We start from the raw sequence: 13900 nt of genomic DNA on the forward strand, positions 1-13900 counted from the left end.
GTGATCTGGCCTAGGACAACAGGACCGTGGCGTCGGGCAGTTCCTCGCCCTCGTCATGCGGCTCCTCGGACTGCCGAGCGATCCAGTCGAGCGTCTCCGGCGTGATCACCCCGGACTCGGCCTCGGCGTTGCGGATGGCGAGCCGCCGCAGCAACTCGGCCCGGTCGACCGGGAAGCACACCAACCGCCACCGGCCACCGTGGTCGGTGACCAGGCGCTTGTAGGCGTCCCGCTCGGCCTTGGTGCCGAGGCCGTGGTCGAGTACCACCGGCTGCCGCTGCTCGATGAGCTCGACCAGCAGCCGCTGGACCTCGTCCAGGACCGGGCGCAGCAACGAGAGGTGCGCGGACTCCGAGTAGTCCTTACCCAGCAGGCCGTGCCGGGCGATCACCCGCTCATCGACCGACACCCGGGTGACGCCCCGGCGCTCCAGCGCCCGCGCGTAGGTCGTCTTGCCCGAACCGGGCAAGCCTGCGAGCAGGTAGACGAGCGATTCCCGTTCTGCCACCAGCGGTACTCCGCTGGTCAGCTGAAGACGATGAAGGGCAGGGTCAGCCAGCCCAGGACGATGCCTGCGGCGACGCCGACCGCCACCCAGCGCCAGGTGGGGACCTTGCGGGCGAGCCAGACCGAGGGGAGCAGGCCCGCGCTGATCACCAGGTTGGAGGCGACCGCGAGCAGCGGGTTGGTCTCCTTGAGGGTGAGCGCGAGGGTGATCACGGAGAACAGGACGAGGGCGCCGGTGAAGGCGGCCACCAGCAGGCCGACGCCCCAGGGGGTCGGCTCCGCGACGGCGGTCTCCTCGGGGGCGGGCGCGTCGATGACCTCGGGTGGTTGCACGGTCGACACCTCTCCGGACAGGGGGTCCACGTAGCTGACTGGGGTGCCCATGACGGCCGCGACGCGCTCGGCGAGTTGGCGGCCGCGGCGGGTCACGAGTTCGGCGGCCTGGTCGGGGTCCGAGTCGGCGCCTGCGCCGGTTGCCCGGCGAAGCGCGGCGGCGACCTTGGCCCACTCGTGCAGCGCGGTCGACAGGTCCGCGCCCAGGGCGAGCGTGTGCGGGTCGACCTCGCGCTCGCCGGTGCCGTCGTCCCCGATGAGGATGGCGCGGTCATCCCTGGCGCGCAGTTCCACCGGTTCCCCTTTCTGCGAGCGCGTAGAAGGCGACCGCGGCGGCGGTGGCCACGTTGAGCGAGTCGACCTCGCGCGACATCGGGATCCGCACGGCGGCGTCGGCGGCGGCGATGGCCTCGGCGGTCAGCCCGGGGCCTTCCGAGCCGAGCAGCACCGCCACCCGTTCGTCGGCGCGCACAGCCTCGGACAGCGGTACCGCATCGGCCGACGGGGTGAGCGCGAGCAGGCGGAACCCGCTGTCGCGCAACCACTTCAGCCCGTCCGGCCACGGGTCGAGCTCGGCGAAGGGCACCGCGAGCACGTGCCCCATCGACACCCGGACGCTGCGCCGGTACAGCGGATCGCTGCACCCGGGGGCGAGCAGCACGCCGTCGACACCGAGCGCTGCGGCGTTGCGGAACAGGGAACCCAGGTTCTCGTGGTCGCCGACGCCCTCCAGCACCGCGAGGGTGCGGGCGTTCTCGGCCAGGTGCGCGGGATCCGGCGCAGGCGCGCGGTCGGCGGTGGCCAGGATCCCCCGGTTCAGGTGAAACCCGACCGCGTCGGCCATGACCTCGGCGCTGGCGACGTAGGCGGGCACGTCCAGCCCGGCCAGGTCGTCGGCGAGTTCCTCGACCCGGCGGCGGATGCCGAGCAGGGCGCGCACCGGGTACGGCGAGGCCAGCAGCCGCCGCACGACCACGACCCCCTCGGCGATGACCAGGCCGCGGCCACCCGGTCGGTCCGGGCGGCGGTCGGCGGTCGACAGGTCGCGGAAGTCGTCCAGCCGTGGGTCCGCCGGGTCGCTCACCTCGATCACCTGCGCCACGGGGGCAGTCTCGCACGTCCGCGGCGAACGGGTCGCGCCCTTCCCCGCCGCTCGCTCTGTGTCACGCCGAGATAACGCACTGCACCAATTTGGGCGCTAGCCCGACCGGGTTGGCTGTGCGAACGTTGGCCTCCCGCGCGTGCGCCGGACGCCGATCCGGCCAGACGGGAGGGCGGCATGGGGCAAGACGTGAAAACCGACGCTTTCAGCCGAGAAGACCGGCAGCGCTACCGCCAGAAGGTGCGCCGGTGCCTGGACGCGCTGGAGCGCATGCTGACCGAGGGTGGCTTCGCCGACGAGCACCCGAGAATGGGCCTGGAGATCGAACTCAACCTGGTCGACGACGCGCTCGCACCGGCCATGCTCAACCGCACGGTGCTCGAGAAGATCGACGACCCGTGCTACACGACCGAACTGGGCCAGCACAACCTGGAGCTGAACGTGCGGCCGCGGCCGCTGCGCGACGAGCAGTCCACCGAACTCGAGCACGAACTGCGCCACTCGCTGGCCAACGCGGGCCTCAAGGCGCGCGACGCCGGGGCGCGGCTGGTGATGATCGGGACGCTGCCGACGCTGCGCAGCGAGCACTTCGACATCCGCTGGCTGACCCAGAACCCGCGCTACCACAAGCTCAACGACCAGATCTTCGCCCTGCGCGGCGAGGAACTGCTGCTGCACATGGAAGGCGTCCCGCTGCCCGGCCAGCGCGCGGAGCGGTTGCGCTGCCTGCAGGACTCGATCCTGGCCGAGTCGGCTTGCACGTCAACGCAATTGCACCTGCAGGTGCCGCCGGAGACGTTCGCGGCGAACTGGAACGCCGCGCAGTGCCTGGCGGGGGTGCAGGTCGCGATCGCGGCGAACTCGCCCTTCCTGCTGCGCAAGGCGTTGTGGCACGAGACCCGCATCCCGCTGTTCCAGCAGGCGACCGACACCCGGCCGCAGGAGCTGAAGAACCAGGGCGTGCGGCCGAGGGTGTGGTTCGGCGAGCGGTGGATCACCTCGATCTTCGACCTGTTCGAGGAGAACGTGCGCTACTTCCCCGGGCTGCTACCGGAAGTGGACGACGAGGACCCGTTCGAGGCGCTGGACTCCGGACGGGCACCGCGGTTGGCCGAGCTGCGGCTGCACAACGGGACGATCTGGCGGTGGAACCGGCCGGTCTACGACATCACCAACGACGTGCCGCACCTGCGGGTGGAGAACCGGGTGCTGCCAGCGGGTCCGACCGTGGTCGACCTGATCGCCAACGCGGCGTTCTTCTACGGCGCGCAACGGGCGCTGACGGCGGAGGAACGTCCACTGTGGACGCGCATGTCGTTCCAGGCGGCCGAGGAGAACCTGCACGCAGGCGCGCGGCACGCGTTCGACGCGCAGCTGTACTGGCCGGGCATCGGCTGGGTGCCGCCCGACGAGCTGGTGCTGCGGCTGCTGCTGCCGATGGCGCACGAGGGCCTGCGCGACTGCGGGGTGTCCGACGAGTCCCGCGAGCGCTACCTCGGGGTGATCGAGGCGCGCTGCCTGGCGCGGCGGACCGGGTCGACCTGGCAGCGCGCGGTCGTCACCGACCTGGAGGCGCGCGGGTACGACCGGGACAAGGCCCTGGCGACCATGCTGCGCCGCTACATCGAGCTGAGCGCGGCGGGTGAGCCGGTTCACACCTGGGAGATCTGACCGAGGGGTGGACCCGTCCGACGCGTCGGCGCTCTTGCCAGTATGTTGCAGTTAGAACTGACTGGCATCAACTCAAGGAGAGCGCGTGGCTCCGTACGTCTTGCCCGATCTCGCCTACGACTACGGGCAGCTCGAGCCGGTGATCATCGGCGACATCAACGAACTCCACCACAGCAAGCACCACGCGGCGTACGTCAAGGGCACCAACGACACCCTGGAGAAGATCGCGGAGGCCCGGGACAAGGGCGACTTCGGCTCCATCGTCGGCCTGGAGACCACGCTGGCGTTCAACCTCGCGGGCCACACACTGCACAACCAGTGGTGGACCAACCTCAGCCCGGACGGCGGCGACAAGCCGACCGGCGAACTGGCCGCGGCCATCGACGAGCACTTCGGCTCCTTCGACGGCCTGCGCGCCCAGCTCAACGCGGTGTCCGGCACCATCCAGGGCTCCGGCTGGGGCGTGCTGGCCTGGGACCCGATCGGCTCCCGGCTGATCACCCAGCAGCTCAAGGACCACCACTCGAACCTGTCGATCGCCACCACGCCGCTGCTGGTGTTCGACACCTGGGAGCACGCGTACTACCTGCAGTACAAGAACGTGAAGGTCGACTACATCGACCGCCTCTGGAACATCGTCAACTGGGCAGACGTCACCGCCCGCTTCGACGCGGCCCGCGCAGGCATCAACGGCCTACGCCCGCCCACGCCGAACGCGTAACCCCCACACTCCGGCAGGACGCTCCGACAAAGCACTCCCGCCGGACATAGCGAGGCCCCCGCACCGGACGCTTGGTGCGGGGGCCTCGCCGTTCCCGAACTGACTGCCGCTCCCACCACGAAGCGGACGAGAGTTAGGTTAGCCTAACCTCTCAGACCGTGCAAGCCCCGATTCCCCGGCTTGTCGTGGGTACGGTGTACGACTTGCCCCCGTGGCCCTCGATGAGAAGTATCGGCAGCTCACAGCCGCGACTACACGCCTCACCGACCTCCAATCGACCCTCACCCCAGTCCAACACTGGCTCGACGAAGCCCGCCGCACCATCCACCAAGTCCTCTGGGGCGCCGCCCACCACTCAACCCCAGCCCTCCACGTCCTAGGCGCAAGCGACCACCTACAACGCCTCTTGGCGACGCTCAACCAGGTAGAGCTCGCTCTCACCGCAGTCCTAGCGCGAGCAGACACCCCTGCCACTCCCCCGGCACCACCCTCCAAGGGCATCCCAAACCGCCACGGTGACCGCTACCCCGAGGAAGCAGTCCCGTACCAAGACTCGCTCCCGCCCCGAGTGCGCTACCGCCAACACAACGCACCCATGACCGGCATCCTCGAAATCAACGGCACCCCATTCGGCGAACTGTCCGCGACAAGGCAGGACGACTGGGCGCGCGGCTCGGCCGAGCGCTCACGGCAGTTGGGCATCCACGACGATGCGGAAGGCATCACGCACCACGTCGAGATGAAGGCCGTGATCGTCATGATCACATCCGGTGCGACACGAGCGCGGGTGATCATCAACCACGCGCCCTGCGGCTCGGAGCCCGGCCTCGCAGGCGGTTGCCACCGGCTCCTGCCGTGGTTCATCCCGCGCGGCAGTAGCTTGACCGTCTTGGGGACTGACGCCCAAGGCGAACCATTCCAGCGGATCTACGAGGGCAGGGCAGCACAGTGATCGACAGCATCCTGCGAGGAGCGTTCCTCCACGTCGACGACCTCCCCCACGGCGTCGACCTGGTCTCGGAACTCCGTGCGCTCAACGACCCCGCGACCCCGTGCCTCTGGGTGCTCTCCGCCCGATCGCACGACCCGCACTCCCCCGACCGCGTCCGCCTCAAGATCGGCACCCACGGCGACACCGGCGCCCTCATGTGGATCGGCAACAACCAGCGCCTAGTCCCCGCAACAGGCACCAACCCGGACTGGGCCACCTACTACCTCGCAGGCATGCACGACACCCACCTGCCACCCCACGCGGAAGTCCCCATCGAGACCGCCTACCAGGCACTCGCCGAATACCTCGTCACCCGCGAACGACCCACCACCATCCGCTGGCAACCAGCCCAGGAGGAGTAGACCGTCCAGGCTGCGGTCAGACGTGGGAGTAAGGATCCCCGCGATTGCCCGGCGCCCTGCTTTGGGTGGGCCATGACCAGAGCCTCGTCCCCGCAACGGGCACCAACGATGACTGGCAGATCTACCACCTCGCGGGACTCCACGACATGCATCTGCCCCCGCACGCGGAAGTCCCCATCGAGACCGCCTACCAGGCACTCGCCGAGTACCTCGTCACCCGCGAACGACCCACCTGCGTCGACTGGCAGCAAGCCGAGCAGCACTAGCTACTTGACCGGGTTCTCGTACCCCGGCCGACGCAGCAGCAGGCGTCCCCAGCCCGTCACCGGGCGTTGGACGCCGCCGCGCAGGAGCAAGAAGAGGCCGCAGGTGATGGCGGTGAGGGCGGCGATGGCGCCGCCGATGATGAAGGGGCTGCGGGCGCCCCACTGGTCTGCCATCCAGCCGACCATGGGGGCGCCGATGGGGTTGCCGCCGACGAAGACGAGCATGTAGAGGCCCATGACGCGGCCGCGCATCTCGGGGGAGACGGCCAGTTGGACCGTCGAGTTCGCGGTGGTCATGAAGGTCATCAGGAACAGGCCGACGGGGACCAGGGCGATGGCGAACGCGGTGAAGTTCGGCATCAGGCCGACCACGACCTCCAGGACGCCGAACGCGAACGCGGCGCCGAGGAGCATGCGGGTGCGGGGGCGGCCCCGGGAGCTGCGGCGGACGGCGAGGATCGAGCCCGCGAGGGTGCCGACGGCGAGGGCGGTCGAGAGCAGGCCGTAACCGTCGGCGTCGCGGTTGAAGACGGTGGCGGCGACGACGGCGAGGGTGACGAAGAAGGTCATGCCGAAGGTGCTGACGAAGAACACCAAGACCATCACGGTCATGATGTCGGCGCGGCCCCGCACGTAGCGCAGGCCCTCCCGCAGTTGCCCCTTGGCGCGCGGGATCTTGGGGCCGCGGATGAGCTTGGCCGGGTCCATCAACAGCAGGCCCGCGATCACCGCGAAGGTCAGCACCGCGTTGGCCAGGAACAGCCAGCCGGTGCCGATCAGGATGATCATGACGCCCGCGATGGCCGGGCCGACGATGCGGGCCAGGTTGAAGCTGGTCGAGTTGATCGCGACGGCGTTGGTGACCTGCGAGCGGCCGACGATCTCGGCGACGAACGACTGGCGTACCGGCACCTCGACCGCGGAGAACGCGCCGAGCACGAAGCACAGCACGTACACGTGCCACACCTGCACGACCCCGGTCACGTCGAGCACACCGAGCACGAGCGCGCACGCGGCGAGTCCTATTTGGACGCCGACGAGCAGCTTGCGCTTGTCCAACCGGTCGGCCAACACCCCGGCCCACAAGGAGAACAGCAACGTCGGCAGGAACTGCAGCGCCGCAGCGATACCCAGTGCGACCGGGTTGTTGCCGGTAAGGACCAGCACCAACCAGTCCTGCGCGATCCGCTGCATCCAAGTGCCCACATTGGACACAACTTGGCCTGTGGCGAAGAGCCGGTAGTTGCGCACCCGCAGCGAGGAGAACATGCCCGGCTTGGGTTCAGCGGGCGGTGGCTGCCGCAGCGGCGGGGGTGTCGTCGAGGTGCGTTCGGTCTGCTGCTCTCGGGTACCACCCGCGTACGTCGGCATCTAGTTCTGGTTCCCCGCCATCCTGTCGATGATCTCGGCGGCCGCGGCGAGGGTGTCGCGCTCGTCGTCGGTCAGTTCCGCCAGCCGCTTGTCCAGCCAGGCTTCCCTGGCGGAGATGTCCGCCTCGATGAAGGCCCGACCCGCGTCGGTCAACGCGACGATCGCCTGCCTGCCGTCGCTGGGGTGGGGGCTGCGGGTCGCGTACCCGAGCTCCTCCAGCGCGGTGATGACCCTGGTCATCGACGGCGGCTGGACGCCCTCCTTGGCCGCCAGCTCGCCCGGCGTGAGCTGCCCGCACTTGTGCAGGCACGACAGCGCCGAGATCTGGGTGAGGGTCACCGCCGAGTTGGTGCGCTGCGCCCGGAGCCTGCGGTTGAGCCGCACGACCGCCAGCCGCAACCGGCTGGTCAGGAGGTACTCGGACTCAGGCACGATGTTTAGCATACCTCACTAAACAGTCGTCGGTCGACGAACTTACGCCGATGTCACACCGGCGCTACTGTTGATCTATGCAGGTGCGGCGCGCACGCCAGGGGGATGGCAAGGGGATGGCGGCCGTCCACGTCGCCGCGTGGCGTGCGGCCTACGTCGGCATCATGACCGACGACCGCCTGGCCGGGCTGTCCGAGCGCACGTTCGCCCAACGCTGGGAGTCCATCGTGACCAGCCCCGGCGAGGCCCGCACCTTCGTCGCCGAGGCGGACGGCCGCATCACCGGCATCGCCACCGCCGGACCCCCACGCCACCAGGTCCGCGCGGGCGAGGTCCACATGCTCAACGTCCACCCCGACGCCTGGGGCACCGGCACCGGCTCAGCCCTCCTCGCCCGCTGCGTAGAGGAGCTGACCCTCTTGGGCTACAGCTCCGCCTACCTGTGGGTCGCCGAAGCCAACCACCGCGCGATCACCTTCTACACCAACCACGGCTGGACCCCAGACGGCGAAACGATGGACGACCACCGCGAATCCCCACCCTTACGCGAACACCGCTACGTCCGGGACCTCTAGCGGGACCGGACGCTCGCGAGGAAGGCGTTGAACGCCGCGCGGTCGAACCCGAGGCTCCCAGCAGCGGGTCGCTTGGAGTCACGAACACCCACCACCTCAACCTGGACTCGCAGCTCAACACAAGCGTTGTCCGGTGCGCTGCGGGAACTCTTCCGCCACATGCTGCTGTTCACAACTGCTCCTTGATCGCATCGAGGGTCTGCTGGATGAACGCCGTCGACTCCCCAGGAGTCAAGGCAATTCTCCGAACATCCTCGAACATGCGCACGAATCGGGAAACATCGGCTGGGCTGTCGACCAGCGCACCACCGGCTGGATATTCCAGGTAGGCCAAGTGCGAGTCGTCGTCGAACCGCAGGATGGTCAACGGGCCGTTCATCGTCCCGAAGCTGCCCGCGGCGAACGGGACCACCTGGATGGTGATCGTCTTCGATTCAGCTGCGGCGAGCAAGTGCGCGAGCTGCTCTGCCTGAACGGCAGGACCACCGACGGCGAAGCGGAGCACGGCCTCACTCAAGATCGCGTGGGTCACCAACGGTCGTGGCGCATCGAGAAGACGTTGCCGCGCTTGGCGATCCTCGGTCATTCGGCTCCGCCGCGCATCGCCTCCGCCGAGGTCATCCGAGATCGCCATCGCGTAGTCAGCAGTCTGGAGCAGACCGGGAACAGCCACGTAGTTGATGGTGAACTCGGCGACCGCATCGGCTTCGTCGCGGCGGAAGGCCACGTACTTGGAGGGCATGTCGGCGGCGTGCTCGACCGTGACGGCGCTCTGCCTGGCGTGGGCCCACAGCGCCATGGCTTCGGTGCGTTCCTCGTCCGTGGCCCCGTAGACCGTGAGCAGGGCGGCGAACAGGTGCTTGTTGGGCAGTTGGAGGCCGTTCTCCAGTCGGGAGATCGTGGTTCGGGAGGTGTCGGCGAGGGCGGCCGCGCGCTCGGGGAGCAGCGTGGGGTCGTGCCGCTTGCGCAACGCCTCCACGTACCGGCCGACCATGCGCTTGCGTCGAGTCTGCTCTGGCGGCATGGCGATCACCTTAGCGATCCGAACGGACCAGCCACCATCACCCGAACGCGCATTGCGACTCGCACTGTGCGCTAGCTACTGTGCAACGAACACAATCGTCCTCTTGGCAGGACCTATTTATCCCACGTCGACTCGGAGGCACCTCCATGACCTACATCAGCAACGGCGGCATCACCCCCGAGGTCTGGGTGTTCGTCGACCGCAACCCCACCATCGACGTCGACCGGCTGGACCCGCACCAGGTGGCGCTCAAGCTCGGCGACCCCACCTGGCCGCTGCGGCTGGTGGTCGACGAGGACGCGCTTTCCGCCCTTGAGCGGCTCCTCAAGCAGGCCCGCGACGAGTTCGCGTCGACTGCGTGAGGCTAGCCTGGCCCCATGTCCGAGCCGGTGCTTCGACCCACTCCGCCGCTGCCGCCCAGGTTGTTGGCGCTGGCGCCGATCGTTTACGTCGGTACGAGCACCTGGTTCGCCGCCGCGCTGGTCCTCTTCCTGCTGGGCACGCCGAGCATCTGGACCTGGACCGCCCTCTCCGGCGGTGGCCTCGGGATCATCGGCGCACTGATCATGCTCTGGCAGCAACAAGCCCGCCGCCGCGGATCCAAGGCCGCGCAGAAACTCGACTGAGGGGCCCACTACGTGAGGTAGTGGGCGGGTTCCTCGATGAGCGCGGTGAAGGTGTGCCGGTCGGGCCAGCGGTTGGTGGTCCAGGCGAGGGCTCGGGCCAGGGCCTCGGGGGTGTCCTCGCAGTGGACCACGTTGTCGAGGACCCACCAGGTGGGGTTGTGGGTGCCGGTGGGGGTGCGGATGGTGAGTTTCTCGTGCACCAGCAGCGTGCCCAGCGGGATGTCGACGTCCAGGAGTTCGCACGCGGCGGCGACAGCGCCCAGTTCGGCCCAGGGGACGGGGTCGGCGGCGGAGATGATCTCGCCGGAGGACTCCTCGGTGGCCAGGGGGAGGTCCAGGAGTTCGGCGAGCGGCTCGGCCAGGGCGAAGTCGGGGCCTGCGGCGACTACCTGGTCCTCCGGGAGGACCGTCAGCAGCCAAGGGGCGTCGAGGACCACGCAGTCCGCGGCGACCGTGCCCGCGAGGGTGCGAGTCGTCTCGGGGAGGCGGACGTCGGTGGGGTCGAAGACCTCGTCGGCGACGGCCTCGGCCAGGGCGGCGTGGGTGCGCAGGACGGCACCGGGGTGCAGGCCACGGTCGGGGTCGCCCAAGCGGATGAGCAGGTCTTCGGCGTCGTCGGCGTTGTCGACGCGCAGGCCGGTCCGGACGCCGATGGCCGCCAACACGCGCTGGTCGACGCCGATGTCCGGGACGACGTCGTAGAGGCCCGCGAGGTCGTCCGCCTCAGGAAGGCGCCAGTCGGACGGGGCGGCGCCGCCGATGACGGCGTGGCGGGCGATCCACCAGCCGGTGTAGCCGTCGGGTTCGAGCAGCGCGCGCCAGGTGTCCGGGTCGGCGGCCAACAGCGCGAGCGCCCGGGGCCAGGCATCGTCGGTGACCAGGTCGAGGTCGCGGACGGCCAGGACCCGGGCTGGCGGCTCCTGCCTGCTGTCCCACCACTCGGCCTCGTCGGCCAGCCCGTGGTCGGGGCCGGTCGGCGCCTCGTCGGCCACCAGCGCGAACGCGTCCAGCACGCCGACCGCGGCCAGCACGTGATCCGGCCACTCGGCGGCGACCTCGGCCGAGAGCACCCCGACCGGCGCGTCCTCGTCGAGCACGTCCAGCAGCGGCGACCCGGGCAGCGCGAGCTCGTCCGCCCGCCGCCAGTCGCCGACGGAGTCCTTGAGCGCCAACGCACCCAGCCACGGCAGCTCACCCGTGCGCACGCCAGCGTCGCGCACCAACCGGAGCACGACCGACACCAGGCCGGTGATGTCCACACCGGACTCGACGTCGTCCAGGCTGCGCTCGACCGCGTCCTGCAAACCGCCCGCGTCCAGCAGGTCGACCGGACCGCCGCGGTGCGCGCCGAGCCGCTCCAGCACCGGGTGCGCCGCCTCGGCGTGCACGACGTGCAGCACCCCGACCTCGGCGTGCGCCAACAGTTCCAGCAGCTCGGCGTCCTCGACCAGCACGACACCGGCGGGACCGGGCAGCGTCCGCCCGTCCGCCAGCGGCACCGGCAGCGCGCCCAGCTCCAGCCGCGCGGTGCCGTCGGTCTCCACGACCGGCGCCAGCGCGGAGTACAAGCGGTGCCACCACTCCGGCGGCCTGGCCCGGCCGGTGATCGTGTCGACCACGTCGGCGAGCCCCAGGCGGGGGACGTCCAGTGCGGCGAGCGCGGCGGCGTGCCGCTGACCGGACAGCCACCCGGCGGCCAGGTCGGGGACGATCTCGGCGAGCAGTTCGGCCAGTCCGTCCGCCTCGGCGTCGAGCACCTGGGCGCGGGCGGGCGCGAGGTCGTCACCCTCGGCCGCGGGCAGCCACTGGCTCTGGCGCAGCGCGGTGACCAGCAGCTCGCGCAGGCGTTCGTCGACCTCGGAGAGCGGGAAGCCGACCAGCGGCACCAGCGCGGTGCGGTGCTCGGCGGGGGTCAGCTCGACCAGGCCGGGATAGGCGCGGGCGGCCTCGGCGAGCACGGCGGCAGCGGCGGCACCCGCGTGCAGCCTGCGCCGGGTCGGCTCGATCGGCAGGGTCGCGATCAGGCGCGCGGGCAGCGACAAGCGCTCGTCGGTGGGGGTCGGGGCGTGCAGCACGTCCTCGCCCAGTGGACGCGGGACGCCGTCCCGGTCGACCTTGGCCGCCCAGCACACCGACCACTGCCTGCGTTCGCGCGCCTCGACCCCGAGGTGTTCGACCAGGTCGTCGGCGAGGGTGCCGGAGACCCGGTGCACCAGCCAGGACACGACGCCGTCCGGGCCGTGGATCTCGACCCGGGAGTCGTTGTCGACCCGCCACCACGCGTCGTCGCCGATCTCGATGCGGTCCAGGCGGGGCAGGGCGAGGAGGAGGTCGGCGGCTTGAGCTGCGAAGTTGGCGAGGAGCTTGCGACCGTTGACGTCACCGCGCAGCGGTAGGCGTACCTCGGTGGCGAAGCCGTCGGGAACTACAGCGTCGGCGGGCCACACCATTCGGAGGACCGGAACGCGGCCACCGCGATCGGCAGCCCTAGCAGCGAGGTCCGGGTGATCAGCGATGGCGGCGCGTGTCTGCTCAGCGGAGAAGGTGACGCCGCCGTTGAGCGACAGCACACTCGGCGAGTCCGTCACCGCGAGCACCGCGGCGAAGCCGACACCGAACTGGCCCACGCCCTGCACGGAGCTCTTGGCGGACGCGCGTAAGGAGGCCAGTGCGGCGACCCCGTCAGCGTCGAGCGGTCGGCCGGTGTTGGCCGCGCGCAGCTCACCATCCACTAGGGACAGTCGGAGCGTCCCGGTGCCGTCGGCGGCGTCGGCCGCGTTCTGCGCCAACTCCACCAGCAGCCGGTCGCGGTAACCGCCGAGGTAGAGGTCTTCCTCGGCGTTCGCGTCCTCGCGGAACCTGGTCGGGGACGTGGTCCAGGCACTCAGCACTGCCGCTCGGAGCGCGGCAGTGCCGAACGGGTCGGCGGCGCTCACGCGTGCTGGTCGGACTCGGGCTGGCCGGAGGGTTCATCGGCCAGCTCGCCCTGGGCCACGGCGGCGACGGCCAGGTCGACCGACTCGTCGCTCGGCTCGCCCGCGGCTCCTGCCTCATCGGCAGAGCCATCAGCACCAGCGTCGTCAGCAGTGCCGTCAGCACCAGCGTCGTCAGCACTGACGTCGTCGGCGGAGTCGGCAGCAGTACCTGCCTCGGCGTGCTGCTCGACGTCCAGCCGGGCGTCGTCGTAGATCAGCTCGGCGACCAGGACCGGCGAGATCTGCTCGACGTCGGCCTCGGAGTGCGCCCCGCAGCCGTAGCCCGCGTGCACCGCCCGGCCGTCGGCGGGCGAGATCTCGTTGCCGCACACGCCGAACGCGGCACCGAGCGAGCCGGCGACCGGCAGGTAGAAACCGCAGGTGCCGCAGGCGGCTGGCGCGCCGCGGGCCATGTCCGACCCGGGGCCGAACTCGCCGACCTTCCAGCGGTCGGCGGCGTCGAGGCGACCGGGGCGCGACAGCACGCGGACCCGGCCGAGGCCGACTTCCACGGCGAGCCGCTCGACCTCGGGGTCGTCGGAGGCGAGGTAGGCGGGCGCGAGCCGGGGGTCGTCCGGGTCGGTCGGCAGCAGGTCGCCGACCCCCAGGTCACCGGCGCGGACCCGGTCCTGCCAGGGGATCCAGGGCGGGGCGACGAGCGCGTCGGGGCCGGGCATCAGCACGACCTCGCTGACGGTCACGTCGTCACCCACTTCGGCGATGGCGACGGTCACCGCCCAGCGCCAGCCGCGGTACCCGGGCTTGTCCGCGTCGAACAGGTGCGTTGCCGACACCGAGTCCTCGGCCCGCACCTCGACGTGCGGGCCCACCTCGGTCCCGGCGTGCTCCCGCGCGGCGGCGCGCGCGAACTCGACCGCCGCGAGCAGTGCGGGGTCGGTCACGACTTCTGGTGCAGGCGTCGAGGTCATCACGGCTGATTGTGC

Annotated in this window: 17 protein-coding genes; 8 read left to right on the forward strand and 9 right to left on the reverse strand. The window is 70.5% G+C overall.

What is annotated here, in order from left to right:
• Positions 1 to 10 precede the first annotated feature (10 nt).
• Genes CLV68_RS00755 through CLV68_RS00765 form a run of 3 tightly spaced genes read right to left on the reverse strand, consistent with a single transcriptional unit; the run spans position 11 to position 1942 of the window.
• On the reverse strand, positions 11 to 508 hold the full coding sequence (locus CLV68_RS00755) for a P-loop nucleotide/nucleoside kinase family protein (RefSeq protein WP_121388730.1): 498 nt from the start codon (positions 506 to 508) through the stop codon (positions 11 to 13).
• A gap of 17 nt (positions 509 to 525) precedes the next feature.
• On the reverse strand, positions 526 to 1134 hold the full coding sequence (locus CLV68_RS00760; RefSeq protein WP_121388731.1) for a DUF2537 domain-containing protein: 609 nt from the start codon (positions 1132 to 1134) through the stop codon (positions 526 to 528).
• Positions 1112 to 1942 (reverse strand): TrmH family RNA methyltransferase, encoded by an 831-nt coding sequence (locus CLV68_RS00765; RefSeq protein ID WP_121388732.1) that lies wholly within the window; start codon positions 1940 to 1942, stop codon positions 1112 to 1114. Before CLV68_RS00765 ends, CLV68_RS00760 begins: the two co-directional genes overlap by 23 nt.
• Positions 1943 to 2119: 177 nt before the next feature.
• Between CLV68_RS00765 and CLV68_RS00770 the strand changes: the two genes are divergently transcribed.
• The 5 genes from CLV68_RS00770 (at position 2120) to CLV68_RS00790 (ending at position 5953) form a co-directional block, all read left to right on the forward strand.
• Positions 2120 to 3613: a glutamate-cysteine ligase family protein gene (locus CLV68_RS00770; RefSeq protein ID WP_092779552.1), complete on the forward strand. Its 1494-nt coding sequence runs from the start codon at positions 2120 to 2122 to the stop codon at positions 3611 to 3613.
• A gap of 85 nt (positions 3614 to 3698) precedes the next feature.
• Complete coding sequence (locus CLV68_RS00775; RefSeq protein ID WP_121388733.1) at positions 3699 to 4334, forward strand: superoxide dismutase; 636 nt, start codon at positions 3699 to 3701, stop codon at positions 4332 to 4334.
• Positions 4335 to 4929: 595 nt separating this feature from the next.
• Entirely contained in the window at positions 4930 to 5286 is a 357-nt protein-coding gene (locus tag CLV68_RS00780; protein WP_147459851.1) for a DddA-like double-stranded DNA deaminase toxin, read from the forward strand.
• Positions 5283 to 5687, forward strand: a complete 405-nt coding sequence (locus CLV68_RS00785) for an Imm1 family immunity protein (RefSeq protein WP_170224016.1) — start codon at positions 5283 to 5285, stop codon at positions 5685 to 5687. Before CLV68_RS00780 ends, CLV68_RS00785 begins: the two co-directional genes overlap by 4 nt.
• Before the next feature lie 65 nt (positions 5688 to 5752).
• Positions 5753 to 5953: an Imm1 family immunity protein gene (locus CLV68_RS00790; protein WP_170224017.1), complete on the forward strand. Its 201-nt coding sequence runs from the start codon at positions 5753 to 5755 to the stop codon at positions 5951 to 5953.
• On the opposite strand, the gene CLV68_RS00795 is transcribed toward CLV68_RS00790, so the two are convergent.
• Both CLV68_RS00795 and CLV68_RS00800 read right to left on the reverse strand, forming a co-directional pair.
• Positions 5954 to 7222 (reverse strand): MFS transporter, encoded by a 1269-nt coding sequence (locus CLV68_RS00795; protein ID WP_246009818.1) that lies wholly within the window; start codon positions 7220 to 7222, stop codon positions 5954 to 5956.
• Between the two features lie 102 nt (positions 7223 to 7324).
• Positions 7325 to 7756, reverse strand: coding sequence for a MarR family winged helix-turn-helix transcriptional regulator (locus CLV68_RS00800; RefSeq protein WP_425454807.1), 432 nt, complete (start codon positions 7754 to 7756; stop codon positions 7325 to 7327).
• Positions 7757 to 7833: 77 nt separating this feature from the next.
• Here CLV68_RS00800 and CLV68_RS00805 point away from each other — a divergent pair, with 77 nt between their 5' ends.
• Positions 7834 to 8331, forward strand: a complete 498-nt coding sequence (locus CLV68_RS00805; RefSeq protein WP_121388739.1) for a GNAT family N-acetyltransferase — start codon at positions 7834 to 7836, stop codon at positions 8329 to 8331.
• Here the strand turns inward: CLV68_RS00805 and CLV68_RS00810 are convergent.
• Both CLV68_RS00810 and CLV68_RS00815 read right to left on the reverse strand, forming a co-directional pair.
• Entirely contained in the window at positions 8328 to 8492 is a 165-nt protein-coding gene (locus CLV68_RS00810; RefSeq protein ID WP_121390862.1) for a DUF397 domain-containing protein, read from the reverse strand. The two genes, CLV68_RS00805 and CLV68_RS00810, sit on opposite strands and share 4 nt — an antisense overlap.
• Positions 8493 to 8500: 8 nt before the next feature.
• Positions 8501 to 9355, reverse strand: coding sequence for a helix-turn-helix domain-containing protein (locus CLV68_RS00815; RefSeq protein WP_246009819.1), 855 nt, complete (start codon positions 9353 to 9355; stop codon positions 8501 to 8503).
• 146 nt (positions 9356 to 9501) lie between these two features.
• Between CLV68_RS00815 and CLV68_RS00820 the strand changes: the two genes are divergently transcribed.
• On the forward strand, positions 9502 to 9717 hold the full coding sequence (locus tag CLV68_RS00820) for a hypothetical protein (protein WP_121388741.1): 216 nt from the start codon (positions 9502 to 9504) through the stop codon (positions 9715 to 9717).
• A gap of 15 nt (positions 9718 to 9732) precedes the next feature.
• Positions 9733 to 9981 carry a DUF2530 domain-containing protein gene (locus CLV68_RS00825; RefSeq protein WP_121388742.1) on the forward strand — a complete coding sequence of 83 codons (249 nt, stop codon included), beginning with the start codon at positions 9733 to 9735 and terminating at the stop codon, positions 9979 to 9981.
• Between the two features lie 8 nt (positions 9982 to 9989).
• Here CLV68_RS00825 and CLV68_RS00830 read toward each other — a convergent pair whose 3' ends face one another.
• Both CLV68_RS00830 and CLV68_RS00835 read right to left on the reverse strand, forming a co-directional pair.
• Entirely contained in the window at positions 9990 to 12917 is a 2928-nt protein-coding gene (locus tag CLV68_RS00830; RefSeq protein ID WP_121388743.1) for a sacsin N-terminal ATP-binding-like domain-containing protein, read from the reverse strand.
• Positions 12914 to 13885 carry a DUF3027 domain-containing protein gene (locus CLV68_RS00835; protein ID WP_121388744.1) on the reverse strand — a complete coding sequence of 324 codons (972 nt, stop codon included), beginning with the start codon at positions 13883 to 13885 and terminating at the stop codon, positions 12914 to 12916. Before CLV68_RS00835 ends, CLV68_RS00830 begins: the two co-directional genes overlap by 4 nt.
• Positions 13886 to 13900 lie beyond the last annotated feature (15 nt).

It is taken from the genome of Actinokineospora cianjurensis (genome assembly GCF_003663795.1).
GTDB lineage: Bacteria > Actinomycetota > Actinomycetes > Mycobacteriales > Pseudonocardiaceae > Actinokineospora > Actinokineospora terrae.

Bases quoted from the DNA above. Each gene is read 5' to 3' on its own strand.
- CLV68_RS00820 (WP_121388741.1), top strand. From the start codon at position 9,502: ATGACCTACATCAGCAACGGCGGCATCACCCCCGAGGTCTGGGTGTTC.
- CLV68_RS00810 (WP_121390862.1), bottom strand. From the start codon at position 8,492: ATGTGGCGGAAGAGTTCCCGCAGCGCACCGGACAACGCTTGTGTTGAG.
- CLV68_RS00770 (WP_092779552.1), top strand. From the start codon at position 2,120: ATGGGGCAAGACGTGAAAACCGACGCTTTCAGCCGAGAAGACCGGCAG.
- CLV68_RS00825 (WP_121388742.1), top strand. From the start codon at position 9,733: ATGTCCGAGCCGGTGCTTCGACCCACTCCGCCGCTGCCGCCCAGGTTG.
- CLV68_RS00780 (WP_147459851.1), top strand. From the start codon at position 4,930: ATGACCGGCATCCTCGAAATCAACGGCACCCCATTCGGCGAACTGTCC.
- CLV68_RS00795 (WP_246009818.1), bottom strand. From the start codon at position 7,222: ATGTTCTCCTCGCTGCGGGTGCGCAACTACCGGCTCTTCGCCACAGGC.
- CLV68_RS00805 (WP_121388739.1), top strand. From the start codon at position 7,834: ATGCAGGTGCGGCGCGCACGCCAGGGGGATGGCAAGGGGATGGCGGCC.
- CLV68_RS00815 (WP_246009819.1), bottom strand. From the start codon at position 9,355: ATGCCGCCAGAGCAGACTCGACGCAAGCGCATGGTCGGCCGGTACGTG.
- CLV68_RS00835 (WP_121388744.1), bottom strand. From the start codon at position 13,885: ATGACCTCGACGCCTGCACCAGAAGTCGTGACCGACCCCGCACTGCTC.